Genomic DNA, 25,763 nt, shown 5'->3' on the forward strand with positions numbered 1-25,763 from the left:
TTAAAGGTAACTTATCTTTTTATTTTGCCTTCTTTTTGTTATTACGTACAGAAGTTAACCATCCAATGACTACTAATAATATCATAACAGTCCAGAAAATTGATTGCCATAATACGCCATGTGGAAATTCTTCAGGTAATATTCCAATATCTTTATGTGCAAGTACGATAACAACTAATTTTATACCTACCCAACCAACAATGGCAAAGGCTGCACCTTCAAGGCCTGGGTATTTATTTAACAAGTCTACAAACCATGTTGCTGCGAAACGCATTAAAATAACACCAATCATTCCGCCAATAAACATGACTCCAAATTGACCTAAGTCCATACCACCGAAATGGATGCCCATTTTAGGTAAAGTAACCGCAATTGCCATCGCAGCTAACATTGAATCAATTGCAAAAGCAATATCAGCAAATTCTACTTTAAATACTGTTCCCCAGAATTTCATTGGGCCAACTTTCTTTTCAACACCTGATTCATCATAATGATGATCGTCACCTTCTTGGTGGTCTTCTTCTTTCTTATGGAAGAAATTCCACAGATTTCTAATCGACATAAAAATTAAGTAAGCCGCACCGATAGCTTGAATAAACCAGAAATTAACAATAATACTAATTAAAAATAGGGCAATAAAACGGAAAACAAAAGCGCCTAATAAGCCATAAAATAGTGCTTTCTTTCTTTGCTCAGGTGGTAAATGTTTTACCATCACAGCCATAACCACAGCATTATCTGCTGCTAATAATCCTTCTAAAAACACTAAAACTAAAATTACCCATAGATAAGGTAAAATTAAACTCGGATCCATAGCGTATCTCTCCTTTTCAATTTAAATACAAATAAAGAGACCTATGCTAAATAATAGCAAAGGTCTCACTTAGCAATTTATTTGCCCACTTTACCGGAAGATATGTCTTCGTAATGACGATAAAGTGCTAACCATTTCATTATTACTATGGTTCTCAAGTTACTCCCCTCTGACAGAATGTCATAGGTATTCATTTGTTAAAGGTATTATAACTAAAATAAGTAACATTGCACAATCATAAATCATTATTTTTTTAAGAAATTGAGAAAAACTTAAATTTACTAAAACAAATTATGATTTACTACTCAAATACCCTCTTTACTTACAAATAATTATTATTATAAACAATAACGTTCATAGCAACAGTTGAAAGATTTATCAACTCACTTTTCAACTTTATAATAAACTATATAATTTAATTTCTGGGAACTTCTCTTCAAACCAGCGTGTTGCAAATTCATTCTCAAACAAGAATACAAAATTGTCATATCTATCTTTCACTAAAATAGAACGAGAAGTATTCATTTTATCTTGAATGTCGTCTTCATTTTCAATCCAACGTGCTATTTTTCTTCCAACTGGTTCCATTACAACATCTACGTTGTATTCATTCTTCATACGATGTTCAAATACCTCAAATTGTAATTGACCAACTGCACCAAGAATAATTTGATTCGTATGCAATGTTTTATAATATTGAATTGCACCTTCTTGAACTAATTGTTCAATACCTTTATGGAAATGTTTTTGTTTCATCACATTTTTAGCAGAAACTTTCATAAAGATTTCAGGCGTGAACTGAGGTAAATCTTGGAAACTATATTTTTGTTTACCGCCTACTAACGTATCTCCAATTTGGTAATTACCAGTATCATATAAACCTATAATATCACCTGCTACAGCATGGTTAACTGTTTCTTTATCATCAGCCATAAATGATGTAGAACGAGTAATTTTTTGTTTTTTATTTGTACGTTGTAATGTTACATCCATTCCTCTTTCAAACGCACCACTCACAACTCGCATAAAAGCAATTCTATCACGATGCTTAGGGTCCATATTGGCTTGAATTTTAAAAATAAATCCAGAAAATTCATCATCAAACGGACTCACTTCAATTTCTTCATTCGTTTGACGAGCATTTGGCATTGGTGCATGATCTACATAAGCATTCAAGAAGTTTTGAACACCAAAATTAGCTAATGCTGAACCAAAGAATACCGGTGTTAATTCACCATTTAATAATGCGTCATTATCAAATTGTTCGCCCGCTTCTTCAACTAGCATGAATTCTTCAATTGCTTGTTCAAAAGCACTATCATTGCTAATTGCATGTTCTTCTTGCAATTCATAATCATTATTTAAATGAAGAATATTTTCTTCGTCTCTAAAAGGTTCAATTGTTTTTGACTCACGATCAATGATACCAAAGAAATTTTGTCCCATACCTATCGGCCAGTTCATTGGATATGTTTCAATATTTAATGTTTCTTCAATTTCATTTAGCAATTCAAAAGGTTCTTTCCCAACACGGTCTAATTTATTAATAAAAGTGAAAATTGGAATGCCTCTCATTTTACATACTTTGAATAATTTCAACGTTTGAGGTTCGATACCTTTTGCACAGTCAATTACCATAACTGCACTATCAACTGCCATTAATGTACGGTAAGTATCTTCTGAGAAATCTTCGTGTCCTGGTGTATCTAGAATATTAATTTTGTAATCATCATAATCAAATTGCATGACTGAACTTGTTACTGAGATACCACGTTCTTGTTCAACTTTCATCCAGTCACTTGTTGCAAATTTTCCTGTTTTTTTACCTTTAACTGTACCCGCTTCTCTTATCGCTCCACTAAAATATAATAATTTTTCAGTAAGCGTCGTTTTACCAGCATCTGGGTGAGAAATGATGGCAAACGTCTTTCTTGATTCTACTTCTTCTTTTAAACTCATCTAGTAATCTCCTTTAATATCATTCACAATCCAGTCTGTTAAGATTAAAGCAATTTCTTCTGCATCTTCTTCGTCCTTGAAATTAAATAATTGCATAGTTAATTCTTCTTTAATTTCATCATTACTTAAAGCCGACTGAAGTTCTACAGACCAAAATATATCTGGAATCGCCAACATAAAGTTGTTAGTTTCATTATTAATATATAAATAAACGTTAACTACTTCATTGTTTAATGAAAGTTGTTTAATGTTCAACTGGGCCACCGCCAAATTTTTTATAGGCGGCTTCTAAACCAATTAAATCGTCTCGATGTGGTACTTTAACATGACCTGGCATAATTTGATATGGTTCTCTTCCTTTGGAAGCAAGCACTACTGTATCTCCTGGTTCGGCAACATCAATTGCATGTTTAATTCCTTCTGCACGATCATCAAATTCAACATAATTATGATGTGTTGCACCTTTAGCAAGTTCTGCAGTCAACATTTTTGGATCATCATTAGCAGGATTATCCGGTGTGAAAATAACATAATCTGCTCTACATGCCACTGAACCCATTTCAGGTGTTTTCGTTAAGTCACGCTCTCCTGCCATACCGACTAAGAAGATAAGCTTTTGCTTAACAAATGGTTTAACCGCATCAATCAATTTATTCATGCCATCAGCTGTATGTGCATAATCTATAATTAAATCAATAGGTAAAGAAGGATCTAATACTTCTAAACGTCCTTCCACTGGTTCGAGATTTTCCACTACTTTGATAATATCTTCTATTGAAGTACCCTTGCTCCACACAGCAATCATCGCTGCCATTATATTAGAGATGTTAAATTTACCTACATAAGGTGATTTCACATGATATGTACCAAAGGGCGTTGCAAAATCAAATTCTACGCCTTGCAACGATTCCTTAATATTTACTGCCTTAAATTGAGCATCATTGTCTATACCATAACTAAATATTTCATATGGCGTAACTGACGCTAAATACTCAGAAAAGTCATCATCATTATTTAAGACAACATACTTTTCTTTAGATAAATCCTCTCCTAATTGACTGAATAACAGTGATTTAGCATGTCCATATGCTTCCATTGTGCCATGGAAGTCTAGATGGTCTTGTGTCAGGTTAGAAAATATAGCTACATCAAATTCTACACCACGTAATCGGCCAAGTGATAAGCCATGACTTGAAACTTCCATTGTCATTGCTTCTGCTTTTTCATCAACAGCTTGTTTGATTTTCTTAGTTAAAGATACTGTTTCTGGTGTCGTATTCGCACCCTTAGTCTTTTGTTCATTAATTTGAAAGCCATTTGTTCCCAAATATGCACTGCCTTTTCCTAAACCTCTGAAAATAAGATGAATCATCGTAGCGATGGATGTCTTACCATTGGTACCTGTAACACCAAAAGTCGTTAATTGGTGACTAGGATATTCAAATAATGTATGTGCTAATAAGCTCGCGACTCTCAATGTATCTGGTACGATGACTTGGGTCACATCACCATCAAGGTCCTGTTGCTTATTTACTACGACGATTTTGGCACCTTGATTAACAACGTTTTGACAGAATTTATGGCTATCTACTGTATAGCCTTTTGATGCGACGAATATACTTCCTTCACTTGCTGTACGTGAATCTGTAGTGATATCAGTAACATTTATATCTAACGTTCCTATAACCAGTTTAACTCTTATTTTTTCGAACAACTCATTCGCATTCAAAATGTATCGCTCCTTCTTTTACAATAATTCTATTATACATGTTTTGAAGTTGTTGATAAATTTATTTCCATTAAAAATAACCTATTTTAAGCGTAATGATGTCTCATTTAAATTATTATAAATTTATTAAATCACAGTGCATTTTTATTTATTAAGTTAAGGTTAATTATTTTTAAATTTTTATTTATATACGTCTAAATCTCAATACATTTCTATTTATAAATGCTACGATAGACATATAAAGATGAAGTTAACATTATTATTGTGCTATAATGCACTATAAATGAAATTTATGGGTTTAATAAAGTTTTTGTATACTTCGTAGTCATTTACAAATAAGGCAATGAAGCTCCTATTAAATCCATCAAGTGATGTATTATATGTATTAAATTTAAATTAATGGAGGGTGACTATTAATGGTTACTCAAAATAAAAAGATATTGATTATTACCGGCTCATTTGGCAATGGACATTTACAAGTGACGCAAAGTGTCGTTAATCAACTTAATGAAATGAACTTGTCCCATTTATCTGTTATTGAGCACGATTTGTTTATGGAAGCACATCCAATTCTTACTTCTATATGTAAAAAATGGTATATCAATAGCTTTAAATATTTTAGAAATATGTATAAAAACTTTTATTATAGTCGCCCTGATGAGTTAGATAAATGTTTTTATAAATATTATGGATTAAATAAACTAATTAACTTACTCTTAAAAGAAAAACCAGACTTAATATTATTAACATTCCCTACTCCTGTTATGTCAGTATTAACAGAACAATTTAACATGCGCATTCCTATAGCCACTGTAATGACTGATTATCGCCTACAAAAAAACTGGATTACACCTAATTCTCTTAGATATTATGTGGCTACGGAACAAACCAAAGCAGATTTTATTGAAGCTGGTATTCCTGCATCTGATATTAAAGTGACAGGTATTCCTATTTCTGACAAGTTTGAAGCGGATATTGATAAAGCGTCATGGTTAAAACAAAATAACTTAGACCCTGATAAGCCAACTATTTTAATGTCAGCGGGTGCTTTTGGTGTATCTAAAGGATTTGAAGATATGATTGAAAGCATTCTAGAAAAGAGTCCTCATTCACAAATTGTTATGGTATGTGGCCGCAGCAAAGCTTTAAAACGTAATCTAGAAATACAATTTAAATCATACGATAATGTACTTATTCTAGGCTATACCAAACACATGAACGAGTGGATGGCTTCAAGTCAACTTATGATTACTAAACCTGGTGGTATAACGATTTCAGAAGGTTTAACACGTAGTATACCTATGATTTTCTTAAATCCAGCACCAGGCCAAGAACTAGAAAATGCTTTGTATTTCCAAGATAAAGCATACGGTAAGATTGCGAACACGCCTGATGAAGCTATTGAAATCGTTTCTGATTTGACTAATCACGAAGATAAATTACGTGCTATGACGGCTAAAATGGCAGAAGAAAAAGTAGATTATTCTACATATAGACTATGTACCGATTTATTAAATATCCTGGATAGCTCATCACAACACCAGGAAATTTATGGAAAGGTGCCATTATATGCCAAGTTCTTCGTTAAATAGAAAAAAAATCAGTAAAAATTTTAAAATAATGCTAGTTATTCTTTTTTTAATGGAATTTGCGAGAGGTATGTACGTATTAAGTTACATCAACTATTTACCAACCGTAACTTCTATTGCGGTAGCAGTCACTTCTGCAGCATTATCAATTCATTTTATATCCGATGCAGCCACTAACTTTGTCATCGGCTTCTTATTGAAAAAATTTGGTACTAAAATAGTCTTAACACTTGGATTTTTATTAGCCTTAGTCAGTTTATTCTTGGTCATTTGGTTCCCTGCCAATCCTATAGTCATAATTTTAAGTGCAATAATGCTAGGTATAGCAGTTAGTCCTATTTGGGTTATTATGTTATCTAGTGTTGAAGAAGACCAACGTGGTAAGCAAATGGGTTATGTTTATTTTGCATGGCTATTAGGCTTATTAGTTGGTTGGGCATTTATGAATGTCTTAGTTAAATTACATCCGACACGTTTCGCATTTATGATGTCACTCGTAGTTGTTATTGCTTGGGTACTGTATTATTTCGTAGATATTAAATTGACAAATTATAATACAAAGCCTGTTAGTGAACAATTGGGTCAAATCGTTGACGTTATGAAACGTCATCTCGTTTTATTCCCTGGTATTTTACTGCAAGGTGCTTCAATTTCTGCATTACTACCTATATTGCCAACTTACGCCACTAAGGTTGTAGGTGTAAGTACAATAGAATATACAGTAGCAATTGCTATCGGAGGCGTAGGTTGTGCAGTTTCAATGTTATTTTTATCTAAGATTATTGATAAAAATAGCAGAGGGTTTATGTACGGTATTATCTTTACTGGTTTCATTTTATTTACTGCATTTATCTTTGGATTATCATTAGTCACAAATATTGTGATTGTATGGATAGTCGCAGTATTTATCGGTTTAATGTATGGTATTTTACTACCTGCATGGAATACGTTTATGGCAGGTCAAATTGACCCGGCAGAACAAGAAGAAACTTGGGGCGTTTTTAATAGTGTACAAGGTTTTGGTTCAATGATTGGACCATTATTTGGTGGTCTTATTGCTCAGTTTTCAAATGGATTAAACAATACATTCTATTTTTCTGCATTTATCTTTTTAGTATTAGCTGTGTTTTATGGTATTTATTTTATTAAAAATAAAAACAATAAATCTCAGTTTAAATCACACTAAGATTTATGATTTAGGGATGTATTCCCCAAAATAAGATTGTAATTTAAATCAATATATTCAAAAAATGAACCCGTAGATGATATTGAAACATATCATCCGCGGGTTCAATTATATGATCTAACTATCATTAAAGTTTATGCTAATTTAAACGTATCGATTACTTTCCATTTATCATCATCTTCGTCGTAACTCAATAATGAAAGTTCATCAATAGTTTCTTTATGATCTACCCCTGCTAATTCTACTTGACCATAAATATCTTCAAATTCTTGACTTGATAAACCTTGAGCAATTGTAAAATGAGGTACAAATGGATGCTCTGCTTCGCCATGGAAATCTTCAGTATTAAATTTATCAAAAAGTTGTTCTAACTCGTCTGTTTTAGCAACTTTAAAATAAATTACATTATTAGTTGGTTTGAAACTTGAAGCTTTTGTAGCATGCACTTCTACTGGGCCAAAACCTTCTAATCTTTTTTTAACTTCTTCTTTAACTGAATCTAACTCTGCATCATTAATTTCAAAGTGAGATTTAATCGTAATGTGTGGCATAATACGAGCATACTCAGTATCATAACGTTTACGATAACCATTCACTTCATCTTGAAATGATTTTGACGGAATTAATGCTAATCCTATATTCATTGAAATTCCTCCTTTGTTTAACATACTACCATTATAGCAAAATTCTAAATATTACGTTATTAGTTAGTTGAATTTTTTGAAAAGGTTTACAATAATCAAGCTTTTAAGATCCTACTCACACTATTCAATAAAAAGACTTGTTATGTTATCTATTCATACCCTTTTCCAATAAAAATTAAATATTTATTTCAAATTTAAAATTCTTTAGAAGAATCCGGAATTTCATCACTCAAGAAATAAGTTAAAATCTCTGGTAGCATAGGTTTCCATGATTTCCAATTATGCCCACCTTCAAATTCTTGATAATGATATGTGACATCTTTCTGTTGTATTGCCTTAGATAAAGCTCTGTTAGGTGTTAAGAAATTGGCACGCTCTCCAGTCGTTGGCAATTCGAAGTCTATTTCTTCTTTTCCAATCGCATGCCAAATCGATAATTCTTTATATTGTAAGCAGTTGTTAAATTTCTCTAGGACAGTCTCATCTGAGTGTGGACTAAGCATTGCAACTTGGCTAAATATCGTTGGATATGTCAGTGCTGTTAATAACGCGATACTCCCTGCTAGACTATCCCCCATTAATATTCTAGCATTACCGATTTTGTATGTTGGGAATGTATGATCAATAAAAGGCAATACTTCTTTACCAACCGCTTGCACTGTTTTATTACTTCTACTACCTTGGGGATGAAATTCTTCTCTACGTTTGTCTACATCTTCATAATGAAATCCAACGATAATGGCACGTTCAATTTCTTCATCCCTTCTTAAACGTTCGTATTCACGTTGAAGTCTTCCAAATCTTAGAAAATCTAAACCATCAAAACAGATGATGACTTGATATTTAAATAATTCAGAATAATCTTCAGGTAGATAAACTGATAAAGTGACATCTCGTTCTAAGATGCTACTATGTAAGATATGTTTATTAATTTTACCAGCTTTAAAATTAGACATATGACTGACGCCCCCTAATAAGAATATACTTATTGTATCAAGTTAATGGTAACTTTTAAATCTCCTATTAAAATCAAATGTTTTATACTTATATTTAATGGTAATTTATACATTATTGTTATCACTTCTTAAACTCAGTGAATGACAGTAATCAAATTAAAATATCAATTAAATACATATTCAATATGCTGTATCACTTTATTAATTAAAGTTTTTCTTTTTAACTCAACCTAATTGATATATACTTATTAAATAATTGATTATTATAGGAGGACGTAAGCTTATGCTTAACAAAGTTTGGTTTCGAACAGGAATTGCCTTAATCATCCTGTTTGTGCTAATTAAATTATTCATGGAAGTCCAAAGCGTATTTGCACCGATTGCAACCATTATCGGCTCTGTTTTTCTTCCATTTCTAATTAGCGGATTTTTATTTTATATCTGCTTACCATTCCAAAATATTCTTGAAAAGTGGGGTTTCCCACGTTGGGCAAGTATTTTAACTATTTTCATAGGCTTAATAGCAATCATTGCCATTGTAGTCGCATTTATTGCACCTATCATTATTTCGAATGTAAATAGTTTAATTAAAGCAACACCTGCTTTACAACGTGAAACAGAACAAATCATTAATTTCTCACTTACTCAAATGGATAAACTACCAAGTGATGTAACGACTCGAATAAATTCAGCTGTTAAATCAATTGGTGATAGTATGACTGGCATTTTAGCCAATTCAATCACTTATTTAACATCATTTATATCAACAATATTCTTATTGATTATGGTACCGTTCTTCTTAATTTACATGTTAAAAGATCATGAAAAATTCATTCCAGCGATTGCTAAATTTTTCAAAGGAGAACGAAAAGTCTTTGTAGTAGATTTATTAAAAGATTTAAATTTCACTTTAAAATCATATATTCAAGGACAAGTTACAGTTAGTGTTATCTTAGGTATCATCTTATATATTGGTTACACAATAATCGGATTACCTTATACACCATTACTTGTACTATTTGCTGGTGTGGCTAACTTAATTCCATTCTTAGGACCTTGGTTATCTTTCGCGCCTGCAGCTATTCTTGGTATTATCGATGGGCCTACTACCTTTATCTGGGTCTGTGTAGTCACTTTAATAGCACAACAACTTGAAGGTAATGTGATTACGCCAAATGTTATGGGTAAATCATTAAGTATTCACCCATTAACAATCATCGTAGTTATTTTAGCAGCTGGTGATTTAGGTGGTTTTACACTTATTTTAATCGCTGTACCACTTTATGCAGTACTTAAAACAGTGGCTAGCAACGTCTTTAAATATCGACAACGTATCATAGATAAGGCGAACAGTAACGTTAAAGATTAATTTTGAGAATTTAACTAAAGCAAATACTGATTAATATAGAGGTTGGGACAAACAAAGTCTCAACCTTTTTTATGTTTATCATTAGAATTTCATTATGTCGCGTATGCCAATGTAATTGTCATCATTTCATTTAAAAGCAAATGACTTAAAAAGTGCCACTTGCACTTACTTATTCAGTTTCTATTAACATATTAAAGAAATAAAAAAAGACTCGATGCATTATACATCAAGTCTTGTACTAATATATTTATTATTATTTAATTGCGTGGAAGCCACTGTCAACATGGATGTTTTCGCCAGTAACACCACTAGAGAAATCACTTAATAAATAAGCAGCTGTTTTACCGACTTCTTCTTGATCAACATTACGTCTTAATGGTGCACGTTCTTCAATTTCTTTAAGAATTGTGTTGAAACCACCCACACCTTTAGCACTTAATGTACGGATAGGACCAGCTGAAATTGCATTAACACGGATGTTATCAGGACCTAAATCATATGCTAAATATTTAACATTCGCTTCTAAGCTTGCTTTAGCAACACCCATAACGTTATAGTTTTGTACTGCAAATTCGCCACCTAAATATGTTGTAGCTACAATGCTACCACCATTTGGCATAATTTTTTTAGCTTCATGTGCCACGATTGTTAATGAATATGAACTAATATCTTGTGCTAATAAGAAACCTTCGCGAGATGTTTCTGAGAAACGACCTCGTAAATCTTCAATATTGGCAAAAGCGATTGAATGATAAACGCCATCAATATTGCCAACTTCTTCTCCAATTTTAGCAAAGCCGTTAACTACATCTTCATCTTTTTGAACATCAATTTGATATAGCTTAGGATTTTGTTGGTTTAATTGTTCTAATAATTTTTCTAATTCTTTACGGCTACGATCTTTACGATACGTGAATACTAATTTAGCACCTAATTGGTCTAATACTTTAGCTACACCGAAACCGATACTACGTTTATTGGCAATACCCATAATAACGAAGGTTTTGTTTTCAAGATTAATCATGTAAAAATCTCCTTATCATCATTGTCTTCTTTTTTAACTTAATCTTATTGTTTATAACAACAAAGAATAATTTAATATTTATATTTTACCATTGTTGATAAAGTTTTATAAAGTAATTATGGCGATGGAACAAAAGTCCAAGTCAATTCAAATTTTTAGTCTTATTGTCTACCGCTAGTACTCTACTTTTCAAAAGAACGTTTGGTTTAATAATAAAATTCTAGTTCTGCTTTAAGATCATCGACGTATTCTTTAGAGCCTGTTACGATAAGGCGGTCTTTATATCTTAGTTGCGTATCACCATGAGGAACGATAGACTCGTTGTTTCGAATAATTCGAACAAATATAATATCGCCACCGAATGGGAAATTACGCAATTGAATACTTTCATATTTATGATTCAACATTTCAATTTCGTATAACGAAGTTTCAACATTGCTCAAGATATTTAACATGTTAGGCGTTTCGATTAAACCTTGTAAGAATATCTTATTACTAATAAAGTTACTGAATACTTCTATACCTTCTGCTTTCATTTTTTCATCTTCATTGCTATTTTCAAGTCTACATATAACTCGATTTACATCATGCGCTTTAGCTAATTTAGCAACTTCACGATTTAAACTATCATCATTTGCTGAACATACAACAATATCTTGATTAAATAATCCTAATCTTTCTAATACATGTTCTTCATAGGCAGAGATTTCAACTACTGTCACATTATCAGATAAATTTCGTTTATCTCCTAAATCTTTACGATAATATAATGTCACATTATAAAGTTGAGGTGACAAATTTTGTACGATTGGAATTGTAAGTTGGTTTTTACCAATTAATGCGATATCAATCTTACGGTTCGCTTCATCTGGAATTGGAAAGACCTTTTTGAAAATACTAGGAACAAATACACATGTAATAATTGCACTTAAGATTAATATACCAGACATCTCTGATGAAATTGTTTTGAGTTGTTCAGCAATCTTAGCCGATGCGATAACAAGTGACAATGTAGAAGTTAATAAAAATGCTGATGCAATCGTTGTCTTATTATCAAACCAACGTCTAATAAACAATACTGGAACTAACTTTGAAATAATAAAAGCTAAAATTAATACCGGAATAATTAGTAATAATGATGGTTCTTTAATCAAAGATGGTATATTCAAATCTACGCCGACCATAATGAAGAAAATTGGAATGAAAAATCCATATCCAAATGAATCAAGCGTATGTACTAACTCTTCATCAGGCTTAAGTAATGATACGACCACACCTGCTAAAAAAGCACCTAGAATATATTCAGCGCCTACCCCTTCCGCAAGTGCAACTAATAGAATAATCAATGCAAATATAGCTCTAATACCTATTTGAGTTGTACCACCAATGAGGCGATGTAAAAATTTCATTCGCTTAAAGACAACGCCTAATACATAAAAGATTGCTGTAAAAACAAGCAATATAGCGGATAGCCATACTGAACCATTACTATTTCCATTAATGCCACCATAAACCGTCAATAAGACCATTGTGACTAAATCAGCTAGAACTGCCACAAGTAAAATAAATTGACCAATAGTAGTACGCATAATATTCATTTCTTTAAGTGTTGGTACTACTACACCTAATGAGATGGTTGAAATAATAATAATCATTAATAAAACATCGTCTACAAGTCCTAACCATTTAAAGACATAAGCTAAGATGATTGAAATAATCATGATAAATGCAAAAACAGTTAACGCTAAATTGAGATGACTAGGTATATTTTTCTCATTTTTATTTGCACCTTGACGATGACGTGTATCTTTCTTAAAAGTACTAAAATCAATTTCTAACCCACTTAAAAACATTAAAAAGATAAACCCTAGCGTTGAAAGTATACTCAACATACTATCCTTTTCAACAAGATTTAAAAACGATTTACCAATTATAATCCCCATAATAATTTCAGCTACAACTACCGGCAAAAATGTAATATTTAATCTATTGATTATAATCGGTGTAAAGAATGCTGCTAAAACTACAATTACTAAAGAAAAGAACTCCATTTTGTCCCCCTAAGTTAAATACGACATGAATGTTGTTGCTAAACCGAAATAAATTAACATACTTACGATATCATTAATTGTAGTAATAAATGGACCACTGGCTACTGCTGGATCAATATTCAATTTATTCATCAGTAATGGAATCATAGAACCTACTAATGTACCAACCGTCATCGCTATCGTTAGACTGCCAGCAACAATTAATCCTAAGAATGGTTGTCGATAAATAGATACGATAATAATAAATAAAATAGTTGCACAGACTAGTCCTGACAACATTCCACTACCCGCTTCTCTTAATGCCACTTTAAATTTACTCTGCTCATCAATTTCGCCTGTTGAAATATTACGAACAGATACGGCAAGAGATTGTGTGCCTGAATTACCAGACATACCACTAATGATAGGTATGAATGCTGCTAATAAAGCAACTTGTGATAATGTAGCTTCAAAGCTACCTAGTATAGTTGCTGTAATCATACCTAAAAAAGTAAGTATGATAAGCCAAGGTAAACGTTTTGTTGCAGTTTTAACAACTGAATCATTTGTAGAGTCGATATCTGAAACCCCGGCTAAACGAGAGTAGTCTTCACTTGCTTCTTCATCCATAACATCAAGGATATCATCAATCGTAATTATACCTAGTAAATGCTGTTGATAATCAACAACCGGCATGGCGATGAAGTCATAGTCTCTCATTTTTTGAGCAACATCTTCTTGGTCATCTGCTACATTTACGCTAATGACACGTTCACTCATGATATCTTCTATGTATGCGTCATTTTCAGCGACAATTAAATCTCTTAAAGATAATACCCCTAGCAATTGTCCATCACTATTTATCGCAAAAATAACATAAATTGTTTCAGCATCTGGTGCTTGTTCTTTAACTAACATTAACGCTTCTTTGACAGGGGTAGAAATATCTAAAGAAATGTACTCGGTAGTCATAATACCACCGGCAGTATCTTCTTCATAATGTAGTAAGTCTTTAATTTCGTTTGCTGCTTCACGATTCATTAAATTTAACAGACTTGCTACTTTGGATTTAGATAATTCATTTAAAATATCTACCGCATTATCGGAAGACATTTCTTCTAAGACTTTACTCGCGTAATGCGCATTCATAGTGTCAAATAAACTTTCGTATTCTTCATCATCAATTTCTAATTGATCAAAGAATTCCCCTACTTCTTGTGGAGATAAAAATTCAAAAATCTTTTGTCGATTGTCATCTGTTGTATCTTCAAAGTATTCACTTTGTTCATATTCGTGCATCACCAGAAATTCTTCTCTAAATTGATCGATGTCACCTTGCATTAAAAACTTATCTAATAAGCTTTGATTGTATACTTCTTCATTATTATTGTAGTCATTTTTCTCTGTTTCTAATGACACGTTTTACACCTCCAATTTTTCTTTTTATAGTAATGCATAAATCTTACTTAGCCATTTATAATCACTTACTACTTCAATCTCTCTATTATATATTGGATGTTTGAACTTTACTTTATAACATTGTAAAGATTGTGTATGGATTTTGGGATGTTCGCCTTGATATAAATCATCACCGACTAATGGATGTCCAATGTGTTGAAAATGCACTCGTATTTGATGCGTTCGTCCCGTATATAATTTAACCTCACATAAACTAGAACACGCTTTACTGTTGAGTGTTCGATATGCCGTCTTTGCATACTTACCAGATAGCGCTACTTTGCGGGTAATAATACTATCGTCATCCCTCGCGATCGGTGCTTCAATGATGCCATTCGGTTCGGTCTTACCATAGCAAACACATACATAACGCTTATCAACATCTATCGTAGACATTAAGTGATGAATATGACCATGTTTCGCAAAAATGACAATACCACGTGTATTTCGGTCAAGGCGCGTTACGATATGCGGAACAATAGCGTGTTCCATGTTATTATGACGATTCAAATAATATAATACTCTTTCAATTAAGCTATCATGTGGATGCTCACGTGATGGTGTACTATTTAAACGGCTAGGTTTAGACACTAATAAAAGATAATCATCTTCATATAGCACTTCAATAGGTTGATTTGATGGCATTAAATACGTACTAGGAACTTCACTCGGCAATTGAACCGTTAGTTGATTACCCGGTAGCATTACCTTTCTAACCGTCACATCATTATCATTAATAATTAAAGCGCCATTAAGTTTAATGGCGCTAATCGTCTTTTTAGAGTATTGATTTCTTTGTAGAAAAGATCTAAGCATTTCTTCTTGCTGAATCTTATATACAAATTTCATCGTTCGTCTTCACTTTCAATAAATGAATCATGTACTCTTTTCCAAAATGGGAAAGGTCTAAATCTTGCAAAACGAACTTTCTCATTTGCCACTCTAAATTGAATACCATTCACGTTTTTATGTTTTAAACTTACATGGTCTATGGTTGTTCGAATGGTGTCATGATTAACTGGTGTAATTAAACAAGTATGATGTTTCGGTAGTACAAGTGGTGATCCTACAGTTCTAAACACTCTATTATTAATAGATGCTATTTCAGCAATCTGCATTGCTTCAAGTGATGGATGAATTAACGCCCCACCTAAGGCTTTATTATAGGCTGTAGACCCTGAAGGCGTTGAAATACATAATCCATCCCCTCTAAAACGTTCAAATTGTTTACCCCTAATTCCAACATCAACGACAAGTGTAGAACCATTTTCCGTTTTCATTGTTGCTTCGTTTAAAGCTAAATAACGTGTTTCATAACCGTTATCATTATATCTAACAACAATTTCTAACAAAGGATACTCAATTACCTGAAATTCAGAATTATTAATTTCAATAATTAATTTTTCAACCTCATGAGGTAGCCAATCTGCATAAAACCCTAAATGTCCAGTATGCACACCTACAAAAGCCACTTGCGATACCATATGACTGTATTGATGGAAAGCTTGCAATAATGTCCCATCTCCACCAACAGATATTACAATTTCAGGATTTACTGTATCTTCAACCATGTGAAAATCTTTCATATGATTAATCATTTTATGTTTTAATGCATTGGACTTAGAATCACCTTTAGACAAGATTGTATAACGCATCGTCTACACCTCATTAGTCATGTTTTTTTGCACGTTTTTGAGAATAATATTTCTGTGCTTCTTGGATTTCTTCTTTAATCTCAGACATTTCTTCGTCTAACAGATACGCAGCCTCTGCAGCACGTTCAAGACGATGCTGAATTTCTGCTGGATAATCACCATCATATTTGTATCTTAATGTGTGTTCAATCGTCGCCCAGAAATTCATAGCCAAAGTACGGATTTGAATTTCCGCTAATATTGACTTCTGTCCATTAAGCGTTTCAATCGGATATTCAATAATCACGTGATATGAACGATAACCACTTTGTTTCGTATTATTGATGTAATCCCGTTCTTCGACTACCTTGAAGTCTTGACGTTGACGCAACATATTTACCACAACATCGATATCATCAACAAATTGACACATCATTCGTAAGCCGGCGATGTCATACATTTCTTCACGTAATCGATCAAACGGAATCCCTCTTTTATTAGCTTTGTCGATAATACTTGTAATTGGTTTCACACGACCAGTAACAAATTCAATGGGCGATGAATGTTCACCAACTTCATATTGTTTACGCAAACCTTTTAATTTCACTTTAAGTTCATCAACGGCTTGTTTGTATGGTGTTAAAAATTGATCCCATTGATTCATAGTGTTTCACTCCGCTTCACTTTAGGTCAAAAGTTTCCTCAACAGCTGAAACAAACTCCTTACCATAGTTATTATTTCCTTCGACATTTTCAAGAATATAATCTAATTCTTCTTGAAAATGTTCTAACTCTAAGTCATCATTAACGATAATTTTCTTGCCTCTATTCTCATGCAACATGGACCATGTTTCTTGTACAAAAATCAAATAATCATACGATTGTCCATCGTCTAATATGTAGGCAAACCCGTAATTATCACTGTCAACAAGCATTTGCCCTACTTCTACTAATCCATCAGTTGGATCTTCTGAGTAGCAATAAATGCCATCATCTTTAATCTTAATTTCATTTACATAAATACGCATGCTTGTGCCTCCTTATTATTCCCTACTAGTTTAACATAATTTAACCTTAGAACACACGTCTGAAATGCACTTATCAACAAGGGATTTACATACATATGAACGCTTTGCCACGACGTATTTATCAATACTTCAAATATAGTATACTTATTTACTCGGATTATCATATGATCAAACTTAAATTACTTTAATTTTTTTCACAACTCCGTCATAATAAATTACAATACTTTTGAAATAAATCGTTACAGAGGTGTATGTATGGCTACAAATAATGAAATTGAATTTAAACAATTACTTGATGCTTCAACCTATACTAAAGTTAAATCTACTTTTTTTGAAAATGCAGAACCATTTACTCAAACAAATTATTATATCGATACGCCCGATTTCAAACTACGCGATCATCACTCAGCGTTAAGAATCAGAGTCAAAAATGACACTTATGAACTAACGTTAAAAGTGCCAGCTAAGGTTGGATTAATGGAATACAATCATATGGTCAATATCGTTCCTGAAATAAATGCACTTATTCCAATGTCAATATTACCCACTGATATTAAGAATATAATGTCAGACTATGATGTGAGTGAACATGAACTAAAAATTCTTGGTGCATTAACTACAGAACGTCTTGAAACAAACTATCAGGATGAATTGCTTGTCTTAGATAAGAGTACATATTTTGATAAAATGGATTATGAATTAGAATTTGAAGTAAACGCCTATGAAAGTGGATTACAAAAATTCAACAGTTTACTTCAACAATTTGACCTTCAACACGAGGTTCCTAAAAATAAAGTTCAACGCTTTTTTGAATATAAAGCTCAAATTTCTGAGTAACTTAGCTATATAGTGTAAAAGTCAAATTACTTTTAAATGTAAAAATTCATGTTATATTAGATATATATTAATGGAAATTGGTGATACTATGTCTAATACGCCATACGAAATTATAGGTGAAACTGCTTTATATAATATGATTGACCATTTTTATTCACTCGTTGAAAAAGATGATAGAATCAATTATTTATTCCCTGGAGATTTTGCTGAAACGAGTAGAAAACAAAAACAATTTCTCACTCAATTTTTGGGTGGTCCAAACCTATACACTGAAGAACATGGGCACCCCATGTTAAAAATGAGACATATGGAATTTAAAATATCGACTTATGAAAGAGATGCATGGTTAGAAAACATGCATACCGCAATAACGGAAGCACAATTTCCAGCAGGTGTTGGAGATTATTTATACGAACGATTGCGTCTAACTGCAAATCATATGGTAAATTCCTAAATATAATTGAAGGTGAGTTAAACATGGCTGAAGAACTAAAAATCGTAGACAATAAAAGTCGTGAAGATGCTAATCTGTCACCTGTAAATAAAATTGAAATTTATTCATTTTTCGATCCTTTCAATACAGATTGCTTTAAATTATCAGCGATTATTTCAAAATTGAGAATTGAATACAACCAATATATACGTGTGAGACATATTTTAAATCCATCTTTAAAGGTGTTAACGAAATGCCAAGCTCAAAGTACATCAGACTTTGACAATATCGCTTTAGCATATAAAGCCGCAGAGCTCCAAGGTCGTTTGAGAGCTGAACGTTTCATTCATTTAATGCAAAATGAAATCATTCCTAAACGAGATATCATTACTGAGAACATGATTTGCGATTGTATTAAAAATGCCGGCTTGGATTATGATGTTTTTAAAGATGATTTACAAAAAAGCAAATTAACTGAAAGCTTAAAAATAGACTTGCATATAGCTCGTGAAATGGAAATTGAACATGCACCTTCACTCGTTTTTTTCAGTGAAGATGTTCATGAAGAAGGATTAAAAGTAGAGGGACTTTATCCTTATCACATATATACTTATATTATTAATGAATTAATGGGTACGCCAATTGAAAAAAATCTTCCACCTAAAATTGAGCATTATATTCAAAAGAAACAGCTCGTTACTATGGAAGAATTATTAACAATTTACGAGTGGCCTGAAAAGTTATTAACAAAAGAACTTAAAAAATTAGCATTACAACAAAAAGTAGAAAAACTTCAATATCCAGAGGGTGAATTTTGGCAATCTAAAATGCCAAAAATATAGTTAATTTAAGCCATTCAATGATGAAAGTCATACATTGAATGGCTATTTTTATATTTTATTATATTAAAATGAGGTATGCTATCTGATTGATATTCGTTTATACCATTTAGGTTTTAACAACTATAATATTGCGATATCTAATATTTTTTATGGTTGAATGACCCCATTCTTAATTTTCACATTACTTCCCATCTTAATTTTATCGTATTGCTTTTTAGGCAATACAACTACTCTATTACCTTGCTTCGTCTTGATGGTCACCGTATATAATGTTTCTTTGTCTTTCATTTGGTGTTTTAACATATTCATTTGATAGCTAATACTATTCTTACGTTCGTGCGTAGGATTAGCGATGATATAGTAAAATAACCAATTATTATAGAAACTTGTTGTCATATATTGTGTAGAAGGCGAAGTATATGGACTATATTTACCTCTTGGATTCAAAAGTGATCTTGTTTGCGTATTATATTGACTTGAATGTTGTGTTTGTTTAGCCGTTGTAACTTTAGCATTACTAGTCATCATGCTATTGGTCTTAGCTGCTTGCTCTGCTGCACGTTGACTAGATGCTCTTGCTGACCGCGAGGCGTTTACTGCACTAGAACGACTCATCGACGAACTCGATGATGAAGTACTTCTAGATGCTGAACTACTTGAAGAAGCACTACTAGAGCTTGAAGAAGATGAACTACTAGATGAACCACCACTTGAGGTCGCAGCATCAAGTTGATGATTAGTAATTTCAAACGCATATAGTAAGCTTATGATACTAATGCAACTTATTAACTTTAAAATTTTGCTCATTAAGTGGTCACCCTCCTATTTAGTTACTTTATCTTTTGAAACTGCTTTCCCTTCTACATCATCATCACCATATGTCATATACGGTGGACGATAGACATGTATATTTTTACCATCTTTTATTATGTATGGTTTCTCATTACCATCACTTAATATATGTTCATAAACGTGATCTAAACTTGTTCGCTCAATATGAGCATGCTTATGTTTATCATTATATTTAATTTCAACATTAGGTGAATCTTCATCACCGTCATTTAAAACTTCATAGTATACATACTCAAATTTTTCCGATTTCTTACTGTCTTTTGATGGTTCTTTTTGTTCTCCATCATCACAGGCCGCTAAAACGATAGATAAGCAAACTATCGATAATAATAAAGTTAATTTCTTCATTAATAATCTCCTTTCAATTTAATTATAAACTAAAAATAAATTACAAATTTATTTTAACAAACATACATTAAAATGTATCACTGTATATATTAAGAATGATAAAATGATTTATTTTATCTAAAAAATAAAATAATTAAGTAGTGGGCATTATTAAAAAAAGATATAAAAAAACGCCGTGTCTGATTACACGACGCTAAACAAAGGGGATGGGAGAAATTTTTCACTTCAAACAAAGGGGTATGTTTGTTATGTGATTAATTTCATGCTCATAATATAACACGCTAAAATTGGTGTTTCAATATTAAAGCGCCCTAATTTTTAAATTGTCACAAAATTGACATATTGTAAACGGATACAGTCGTTTTAAGCTTTCATTAATTTTTCAAAAGCGTCTAATTTTTGTTCAAAAACTTCACAAGCTTGTTCAATTGGTTCTGGTGAAGTCATATCCACACCTGCATTTTTTAAAATTTCAATTGGATAATTTGAGCTTCCTTTTTTCAGGAATTCATTAATGTATCTCTCAACTGCTGGTTTACCTTCAGTAAGAATTTGGTGACTTAAACTTTGTGCCGCACTATAACCAGTTGCATATTGATAAACATAGTAATTCATGTAGAAATGAGGGATTCTTGACCATTCTTTGCTGATATTGTCATCTGTTTCAACAACATCACCAAAATATTGTTGATTCAATTTAGCATATTCATCATTCATACGTGTTGAAGTTAATGGTTCACCTGCTTCTTCAATTTGATGAATTTTATGTTCAAATTCTGCGAACATTGTTTGACGGAATAAAGTCGCTCTGAATCTTTCAAGTTCTTGATTTAATAACAATAAACGACGTTCATCATCTAAATGTTTATCCATATAATCACTTAATAAAGCTTCATTACAAGTTGATGCAACTTCAGCAACAAAAATTGAATAATCACTAGAGTTTGATGGTTGGTGTTTACGACTGAAGTAACTATGTGCTGAATGACCGAATTCATGAATTAATGTGTATAAATCAGATACAGTATCTGACCAATTTAATAAAATAAATGGATTAGTTAAATGTGCACCAGATGAATAACCACCTGAACGTTTACCTTTATTCTCGTATACATCTACCCAACGGTTGTTTAATCCTTCTTTAACAACATTCAGATATTCTTCACCCATTGGTTCTAATGCTTTTAACATCCATTCTTTAGCCTCTTCATAAGGCATTTCAAATTTTACGTCTTTGACTAGAGGCGTATATAAATCATACATTTTCAAATCTTCAATACCTAATAGTTCTTTACGTAATTTCGTATATCTGTGCAATAATGGTAAATATTTGTGTACTGTTTTAACAAGATTGTCATACACTTCTTCTGGTATATGATTATTACTTAAAGCACGTTCTCTTGCTGTTTTGTAATGATGTGTTCTTGCATTAAAGACATTCTTTTTAACTTCTCCAGCCAAAGTTGAACCTAGTGTATTATTATATGAACCATAACCTTTATATACATTTTCATATGCAGATTTACGTAATACTCGATCATCTGATTCTAAGTATTTAATAAATGTACCTTGAGTAAGTGGATGTTTTTTACCATCTTTATCAACTGCATCGTCAAACTCTAAATCAGCATTACTAAACATACCATACACATTACTTGGTGTAGACAATGCATCTTGAGCTTCAGTTAATAATTTTTCTTGTTCTGCATCTAGAATATGCGGACGTTTTTCATTAATCAGTTTTAAGTCAAATTCATAACGTTTTAAATCATTATTCTCATTTATAAAAGTTTGTAATTTATCTTCATCAATTTGAAGAATTTCAGGTACTAAAAAACTCCATGCTGAACTTATTTTAATGATAAGTTGATGTGCACGTGATTCGAAACCAGTATATTTATCATTTGATGTATCTTGGTCTTGCTTTAAATGTGCATATACATAAACCTTTTCAAGTTTAGTACCTATTTCATCTTCTAATGATAACGCATTGTATAACGTTTCCGCACTATCACCTAAATGTCCTTTAAATTGTTCTTCCTTACCAAGATAACCTTCTACTTCTTTCAATGCTTTTTCAAAAGCATCGTCACTTTCGAAAATAGTAGTTAAGTCCCACGTATCATTTGGATATTTACGTTCTTGTTCTTCTCTCGTTAATTGTTGTGTCATTTGTAAACCTCCTAAAATAATTATTGCTATAATTTTCTCATTATTACTTCTGTTTTGCACGTTTTAACTACTATTGTTCGCACTTAAATATTGAGCTATTAACTCATCAATAATTTTCGTTTTCGAATAATCATTTAAATAAAATCTTCTGAATTTTAAAATGTCTTTCAATTTAAGATTTAAATTCTGCGCTTGCTGCTGAATCAATTGTAATTCAAGTTGCCATTGTACTGGATGATTCTCAATATAAAGTTGATTAGGACAGATATAACCTGTAGATTCCCATGCTAGTTCGTCAGTAAGTCTTAATTGATACATTGCACTTAATGAAGGCTCTAAAACAGAATTTTTTCGTCGACATATTTGAATATAATTCATCACGCTTTGCTTTTTTAACTTATATGTATAAGGAGAAATTGCTATGTCATCACACATTATATTATCAATATTTAACATTAGTCTTTTCGCTAAAAATTTCTTCCCTTCCAAATGTTGAATATGATGATATTTTACGATGCATCGTTTACGGTGATTCCATGTAAACAGGACTCGAGTATGAGGATTAATAAAATAGGATTGAAATGTATTTAAATATAATACACCTTTGTGATAGTTACTATCCTCAATAATCCACATGACTTTCATATTAAGTTTCTTAAACCCATTAGTTCGCTCTAATATCTCTTGAAAGCTAATTCTTGAAAACTGCACTTCAATTACAAAATTTGAATTAACAAGTATATCGGGAAATTGCATGATTTCAGGACAAAATGGTTCAATTTCAACATGATATCCACTAAATTTCAATTGATTCGCAATATAATACTTAACATCATAATGCTTTTCTGTTTCGCCTTTTGAGCATTTACGGTGCACGTTAACTTTATGGGCAAAGTGAGAAATAACTTTATGCCCACTTTTCAAAATTAATTCTGTACCACAATAAGGACATACATACGACTCTTTCTTCGATGCTTTACAAGCATTAATTTGTTCTCCTTGCTTATTAATTGCTACTAGCATTCGCTCACCTCATATATATAAACGTATGAAGCGTTTAAATTACTTTATTCAATAAAAAAGTAGAACCGAAGCCATTTCAACTCAATTGATTACTTGGTTCTACTCATTTAAAAAGTATTACTGTAATTTATATAATTAATACAAGACTTACTAATACATAGAAAAACTGAGGCCATTGGTTAATGGCCTCAGTTAGTTTTATAAGATTATTCAGCTGTATCTGTAAAATAACGACGTACTTGTGACGTAACGTTATGACTCATAATAATCTTGGCATAATCATTTAAATAAACTTCTGTCTTGTCAGTTGGATAAGCAAACTCTAGTAATTGACTGTAACTGTCATTAATAAGTTCTTGACTTACTGAATCATCAAAATGAATCGCATAATAATAATTTGAATCGTTCATATATAATAAATCTTCAAATTCATCAGTTGATTGATTATTATGATATGCGTAATTAATTACTTGTTCCAAGTCATCAAATTTAACGATAATAGTTCTAAGACTAGGTCTTTGTTTAGTTTGCTTTGGCTCTGATTTTTGAGATTGTTTTTGTTGAGCTCTTTGTTCGAATAAATCTTCAATACTTTCTTCACTTTCAAGTGTATTCGCAAGTAATTCGTTAACTTGTTCTTCAAATTGTTCATTAGCATCTTCGTCAGACATATTCATTGCTTCTTCATTTTTAGATTTAGAAATTGTTACTTCCACGCCTTTTTCAAAGGCATGTACTTGAATCCATAATGGACCTTCTACAACGAAATCTTCTTCCTCATTGATTTCATCCATCATTGACCAGAAGAACTCTTCTCCTCGTTTACGATTAGTCCATAAATCTTCACGACTAAATCCTCTTGCTTCGATATCGCTATATGTTATAAATAATTTGACTGTTGTATCATCAACGCGTTCTATTCTCATATCATCTCACTCCTTACAGTCGATGAATAGTAACCATATTGTATTAGAACGTAGGGTAAATTACAATTTATTTGTTTGATTAATTTTAACTATTTTATATTCATAATATATGCTAACATATTACTATTTTGAGTTACAGAAAAAGCGATACGAATGGTATTTAGAGTAAATATGAAATCAACTATTTAATTTGATTTGCTTACTACCTTTATAAATCTTTCATACACTTTCAGGTACTAAAAAGTCTGAGACAAACCGACTTGTCTCAGACTCGATATATTAATATAATTTTAAAATTAGTCTACTAAACGTTGCGCTTCTTGTAATTGGAAAGTACGAACTTTTCTTGGTAAGAAACGTCTGATTTCATCTTCGTTATAACCAACTTGTAAACGTTTTTCATCTAAGATAATAGGACGACGTAATAGTCCTGGATTGTCTTGGATAATTGCATAAAGATCTTGTAAAGGTAAAGAATCGATATCTACGTTTAGTTTTTGATATGTTTTAGAACGAGTTGAAATAATTTCGTCAGTTCCGTCTTCAGTCATTTTTAAAATTTGTTTAATTTCATCAATTGTTAAATGTTCAGAAAAAATGTTACGCTCCGTATATGGAATGTCATGTTCTTGTAACCATGCTTTCGCTTTACGGCAAGATGTGCAACTTGGTGAAGTAAATAATGTTACCATACATCTCACTCTCCTATTGAATGAATATTGTTCATTATTTTTTAATTTATTGATTAAGAATCAAAATTCTTTAGTTCTCTTAATCTACAATATTATTATATCTTTCTAACATTAAAATTAAATGAGAAAATCCTAATTTTTCTGAGAAATCTCAAATTTTCTAAAATCACTATAAAAGCGACTTAGAATTTAACGTATACCTATATTTTAACATAACT

General features: G+C 31.8%; 25 protein-coding genes. 6 read left to right on the forward strand and 19 right to left on the reverse strand.

The features are described from left to right. Positions 1 to 19: 19 nt before the first annotated feature. The 4 genes from HYI43_09065 to HYI43_09080 all read right to left on the reverse strand — a co-directional run bounded on the left by HYI43_09065 (position 20) and on the right by HYI43_09080 (position 4,502). On the reverse strand, positions 20 to 814 hold the full coding sequence (locus HYI43_09065; GenBank protein UDI78689.1) for a TerC family protein: 795 nt from the start codon (positions 812 to 814) through the stop codon (positions 20 to 22). A gap of 396 nt (positions 815 to 1,210) precedes the next feature. After that, positions 1,211 to 2,773: a peptide chain release factor 3 gene (locus HYI43_09070; protein UDI78690.1), complete on the reverse strand. Its 1,563-nt coding sequence runs from the start codon at positions 2,771 to 2,773 to the stop codon at positions 1,211 to 1,213. Next, complete coding sequence (locus HYI43_09075) at positions 2,774 to 3,028, reverse strand: hypothetical protein (protein ID UDI78691.1); 255 nt, start codon at positions 3,026 to 3,028, stop codon at positions 2,774 to 2,776. Then, a complete protein-coding gene (locus HYI43_09080) occupies positions 3,018 to 4,502 on the reverse strand; it encodes a UDP-N-acetylmuramoyl-L-alanyl-D-glutamate--L-lysine ligase (GenBank protein UDI78692.1) in 1,485 nt (494 codons plus the stop codon). The genes HYI43_09075 and HYI43_09080 overlap by 11 nt, the downstream gene beginning before the upstream one ends. 416 nt (positions 4,503 to 4,918) lie before the next feature. Between HYI43_09080 and HYI43_09085 the strand changes: the two genes are divergently transcribed. Together HYI43_09085 and HYI43_09090 are read left to right on the forward strand one after the other, a co-directional pair. Then, entirely contained in the window at positions 4,919 to 6,094 is a 1,176-nt protein-coding gene (locus HYI43_09085; protein ID UDI78693.1) for a diglucosyl diacylglycerol synthase, read from the forward strand. Next, on the forward strand, positions 6,072 to 7,277 hold the full coding sequence (locus HYI43_09090; GenBank protein UDI78694.1) for an MFS transporter: 1,206 nt from the start codon (positions 6,072 to 6,074) through the stop codon (positions 7,275 to 7,277). The genes HYI43_09085 and HYI43_09090 overlap by 23 nt, the downstream gene beginning before the upstream one ends. 134 nt (positions 7,278 to 7,411) lie before the next feature. Here HYI43_09090 and HYI43_09095 read toward each other — a convergent pair whose 3' ends face one another. Together HYI43_09095 and HYI43_09100 are read right to left on the reverse strand one after the other, a co-directional pair. Further along, positions 7,412 to 7,921: a 2'-5' RNA ligase family protein gene (locus HYI43_09095; GenBank protein ID UDI78695.1), complete on the reverse strand. Its 510-nt coding sequence runs from the start codon at positions 7,919 to 7,921 to the stop codon at positions 7,412 to 7,414. Between the two features lie 194 nt (positions 7,922 to 8,115). Then, entirely contained in the window at positions 8,116 to 8,877 is a 762-nt protein-coding gene (locus HYI43_09100; protein ID UDI78696.1) for an esterase family protein, read from the reverse strand. 283 nt (positions 8,878 to 9,160) lie between these two features. On the opposite strand from HYI43_09100, the gene HYI43_09105 reads away from it, so the two are divergent. Continuing rightward, positions 9,161 to 10,246, forward strand: a complete 1,086-nt coding sequence (locus HYI43_09105; protein ID UDI78697.1) for an AI-2E family transporter — start codon at positions 9,161 to 9,163, stop codon at positions 10,244 to 10,246. A gap of 253 nt (positions 10,247 to 10,499) precedes the next feature. On the opposite strand, the gene fabI is transcribed toward HYI43_09105, so the two are convergent. The 7 genes from fabI to HYI43_09140 form a co-directional block, all read right to left on the reverse strand. Then, the gene (gene fabI / locus HYI43_09110) at positions 10,500 to 11,270 is read right to left on the reverse strand and encodes an enoyl-ACP reductase FabI (protein ID UDI78698.1); all 771 of its coding nucleotides are present in this window, start codon (positions 11,268 to 11,270) and stop codon (positions 10,500 to 10,502) included. Between the two features lie 206 nt (positions 11,271 to 11,476). After that, positions 11,477 to 13,321, reverse strand: coding sequence for a monovalent cation:proton antiporter family protein (locus HYI43_09115; protein UDI78699.1), 1,845 nt, complete (start codon positions 13,319 to 13,321; stop codon positions 11,477 to 11,479). A gap of 9 nt (positions 13,322 to 13,330) precedes the next feature. Continuing rightward, positions 13,331 to 14,719, reverse strand: coding sequence for a magnesium transporter (gene mgtE / locus HYI43_09120; GenBank protein ID UDI78700.1), 1,389 nt, complete (start codon positions 14,717 to 14,719; stop codon positions 13,331 to 13,333). 24 nt (positions 14,720 to 14,743) lie between these two features. After that, positions 14,744 to 15,607 (reverse strand): RluA family pseudouridine synthase, encoded by an 864-nt coding sequence (locus tag HYI43_09125; protein ID UDI78701.1) that lies wholly within the window; start codon positions 15,605 to 15,607, stop codon positions 14,744 to 14,746. After that, positions 15,604 to 16,413, reverse strand: a complete 810-nt coding sequence (locus HYI43_09130) for an NAD kinase (GenBank protein ID UDI78702.1) — start codon at positions 16,411 to 16,413, stop codon at positions 15,604 to 15,606. Before HYI43_09130 ends, HYI43_09125 begins: the two co-directional genes overlap by 4 nt. Before the next feature lie 13 nt (positions 16,414 to 16,426). After that, on the reverse strand, positions 16,427 to 17,056 hold the full coding sequence (locus tag HYI43_09135; GenBank protein ID UDI78703.1) for a GTP pyrophosphokinase family protein: 630 nt from the start codon (positions 17,054 to 17,056) through the stop codon (positions 16,427 to 16,429). Between the two features lie 16 nt (positions 17,057 to 17,072). Then, positions 17,073 to 17,420, reverse strand: a complete 348-nt coding sequence (locus HYI43_09140; GenBank protein UDI78704.1) for a hypothetical protein — start codon at positions 17,418 to 17,420, stop codon at positions 17,073 to 17,075. Positions 17,421 to 17,675: 255 nt separating this feature from the next. Between HYI43_09140 and HYI43_09145 the strand changes: the two genes are divergently transcribed. The 3 genes from HYI43_09145 (at position 17,676) to HYI43_09155 (ending at position 19,532) form a co-directional block, all read left to right on the forward strand. Further along, entirely contained in the window at positions 17,676 to 18,257 is a 582-nt protein-coding gene (locus tag HYI43_09145) for a CYTH domain-containing protein (GenBank protein UDI78705.1), read from the forward strand. 70 nt (positions 18,258 to 18,327) lie between these two features. After that, a complete protein-coding gene (locus HYI43_09150; protein ID UDI78706.1) occupies positions 18,328 to 18,711 on the forward strand; it encodes a truncated hemoglobin in 384 nt (127 codons plus the stop codon). A gap of 23 nt (positions 18,712 to 18,734) precedes the next feature. Then, positions 18,735 to 19,532, forward strand: coding sequence for a DsbA family protein (locus HYI43_09155; GenBank protein ID UDI78707.1), 798 nt, complete (start codon positions 18,735 to 18,737; stop codon positions 19,530 to 19,532). 147 nt (positions 19,533 to 19,679) lie between these two features. Here the strand turns inward: HYI43_09155 and HYI43_09160 are convergent, their stop codons facing one another. The 6 genes from HYI43_09160 to spxA form a co-directional block, all read right to left on the reverse strand. After that, positions 19,680 to 20,339: a hypothetical protein gene (locus HYI43_09160; protein ID UDI78708.1), complete on the reverse strand. Its 660-nt coding sequence runs from the start codon at positions 20,337 to 20,339 to the stop codon at positions 19,680 to 19,682. A gap of 15 nt (positions 20,340 to 20,354) precedes the next feature. Continuing rightward, positions 20,355 to 20,732, reverse strand: coding sequence for a hypothetical protein (locus HYI43_09165; protein UDI78709.1), 378 nt, complete (start codon positions 20,730 to 20,732; stop codon positions 20,355 to 20,357). Positions 20,733 to 21,095: 363 nt separating this feature from the next. Further along, positions 21,096 to 22,904 carry an oligoendopeptidase F gene (pepF, locus tag HYI43_09170; GenBank protein UDI78710.1) on the reverse strand — a complete coding sequence of 603 codons (1,809 nt, stop codon included), beginning with the start codon at positions 22,902 to 22,904 and terminating at the stop codon, positions 21,096 to 21,098. Between the two features lie 63 nt (positions 22,905 to 22,967). Beyond that, a complete protein-coding gene (locus HYI43_09175; GenBank protein ID UDI78711.1) occupies positions 22,968 to 23,927 on the reverse strand; it encodes a hypothetical protein in 960 nt (319 codons plus the stop codon). Between the two features lie 206 nt (positions 23,928 to 24,133). Next, a complete protein-coding gene (mecA, locus tag HYI43_09180) occupies positions 24,134 to 24,853 on the reverse strand; it encodes an adaptor protein MecA (GenBank protein ID UDI78712.1) in 720 nt (239 codons plus the stop codon). A gap of 296 nt (positions 24,854 to 25,149) precedes the next feature. Continuing rightward, entirely contained in the window at positions 25,150 to 25,545 is a 396-nt protein-coding gene (gene spxA / locus HYI43_09185) for a transcriptional regulator Spx (protein UDI78713.1), read from the reverse strand. Positions 25,546 to 25,763 lie beyond the last annotated feature (218 nt).

The organism is Staphylococcus taiwanensis (assembly GCA_020544305.1).
GTDB lineage: Bacteria > Bacillota > Bacilli > Staphylococcales > Staphylococcaceae > Staphylococcus > Staphylococcus taiwanensis.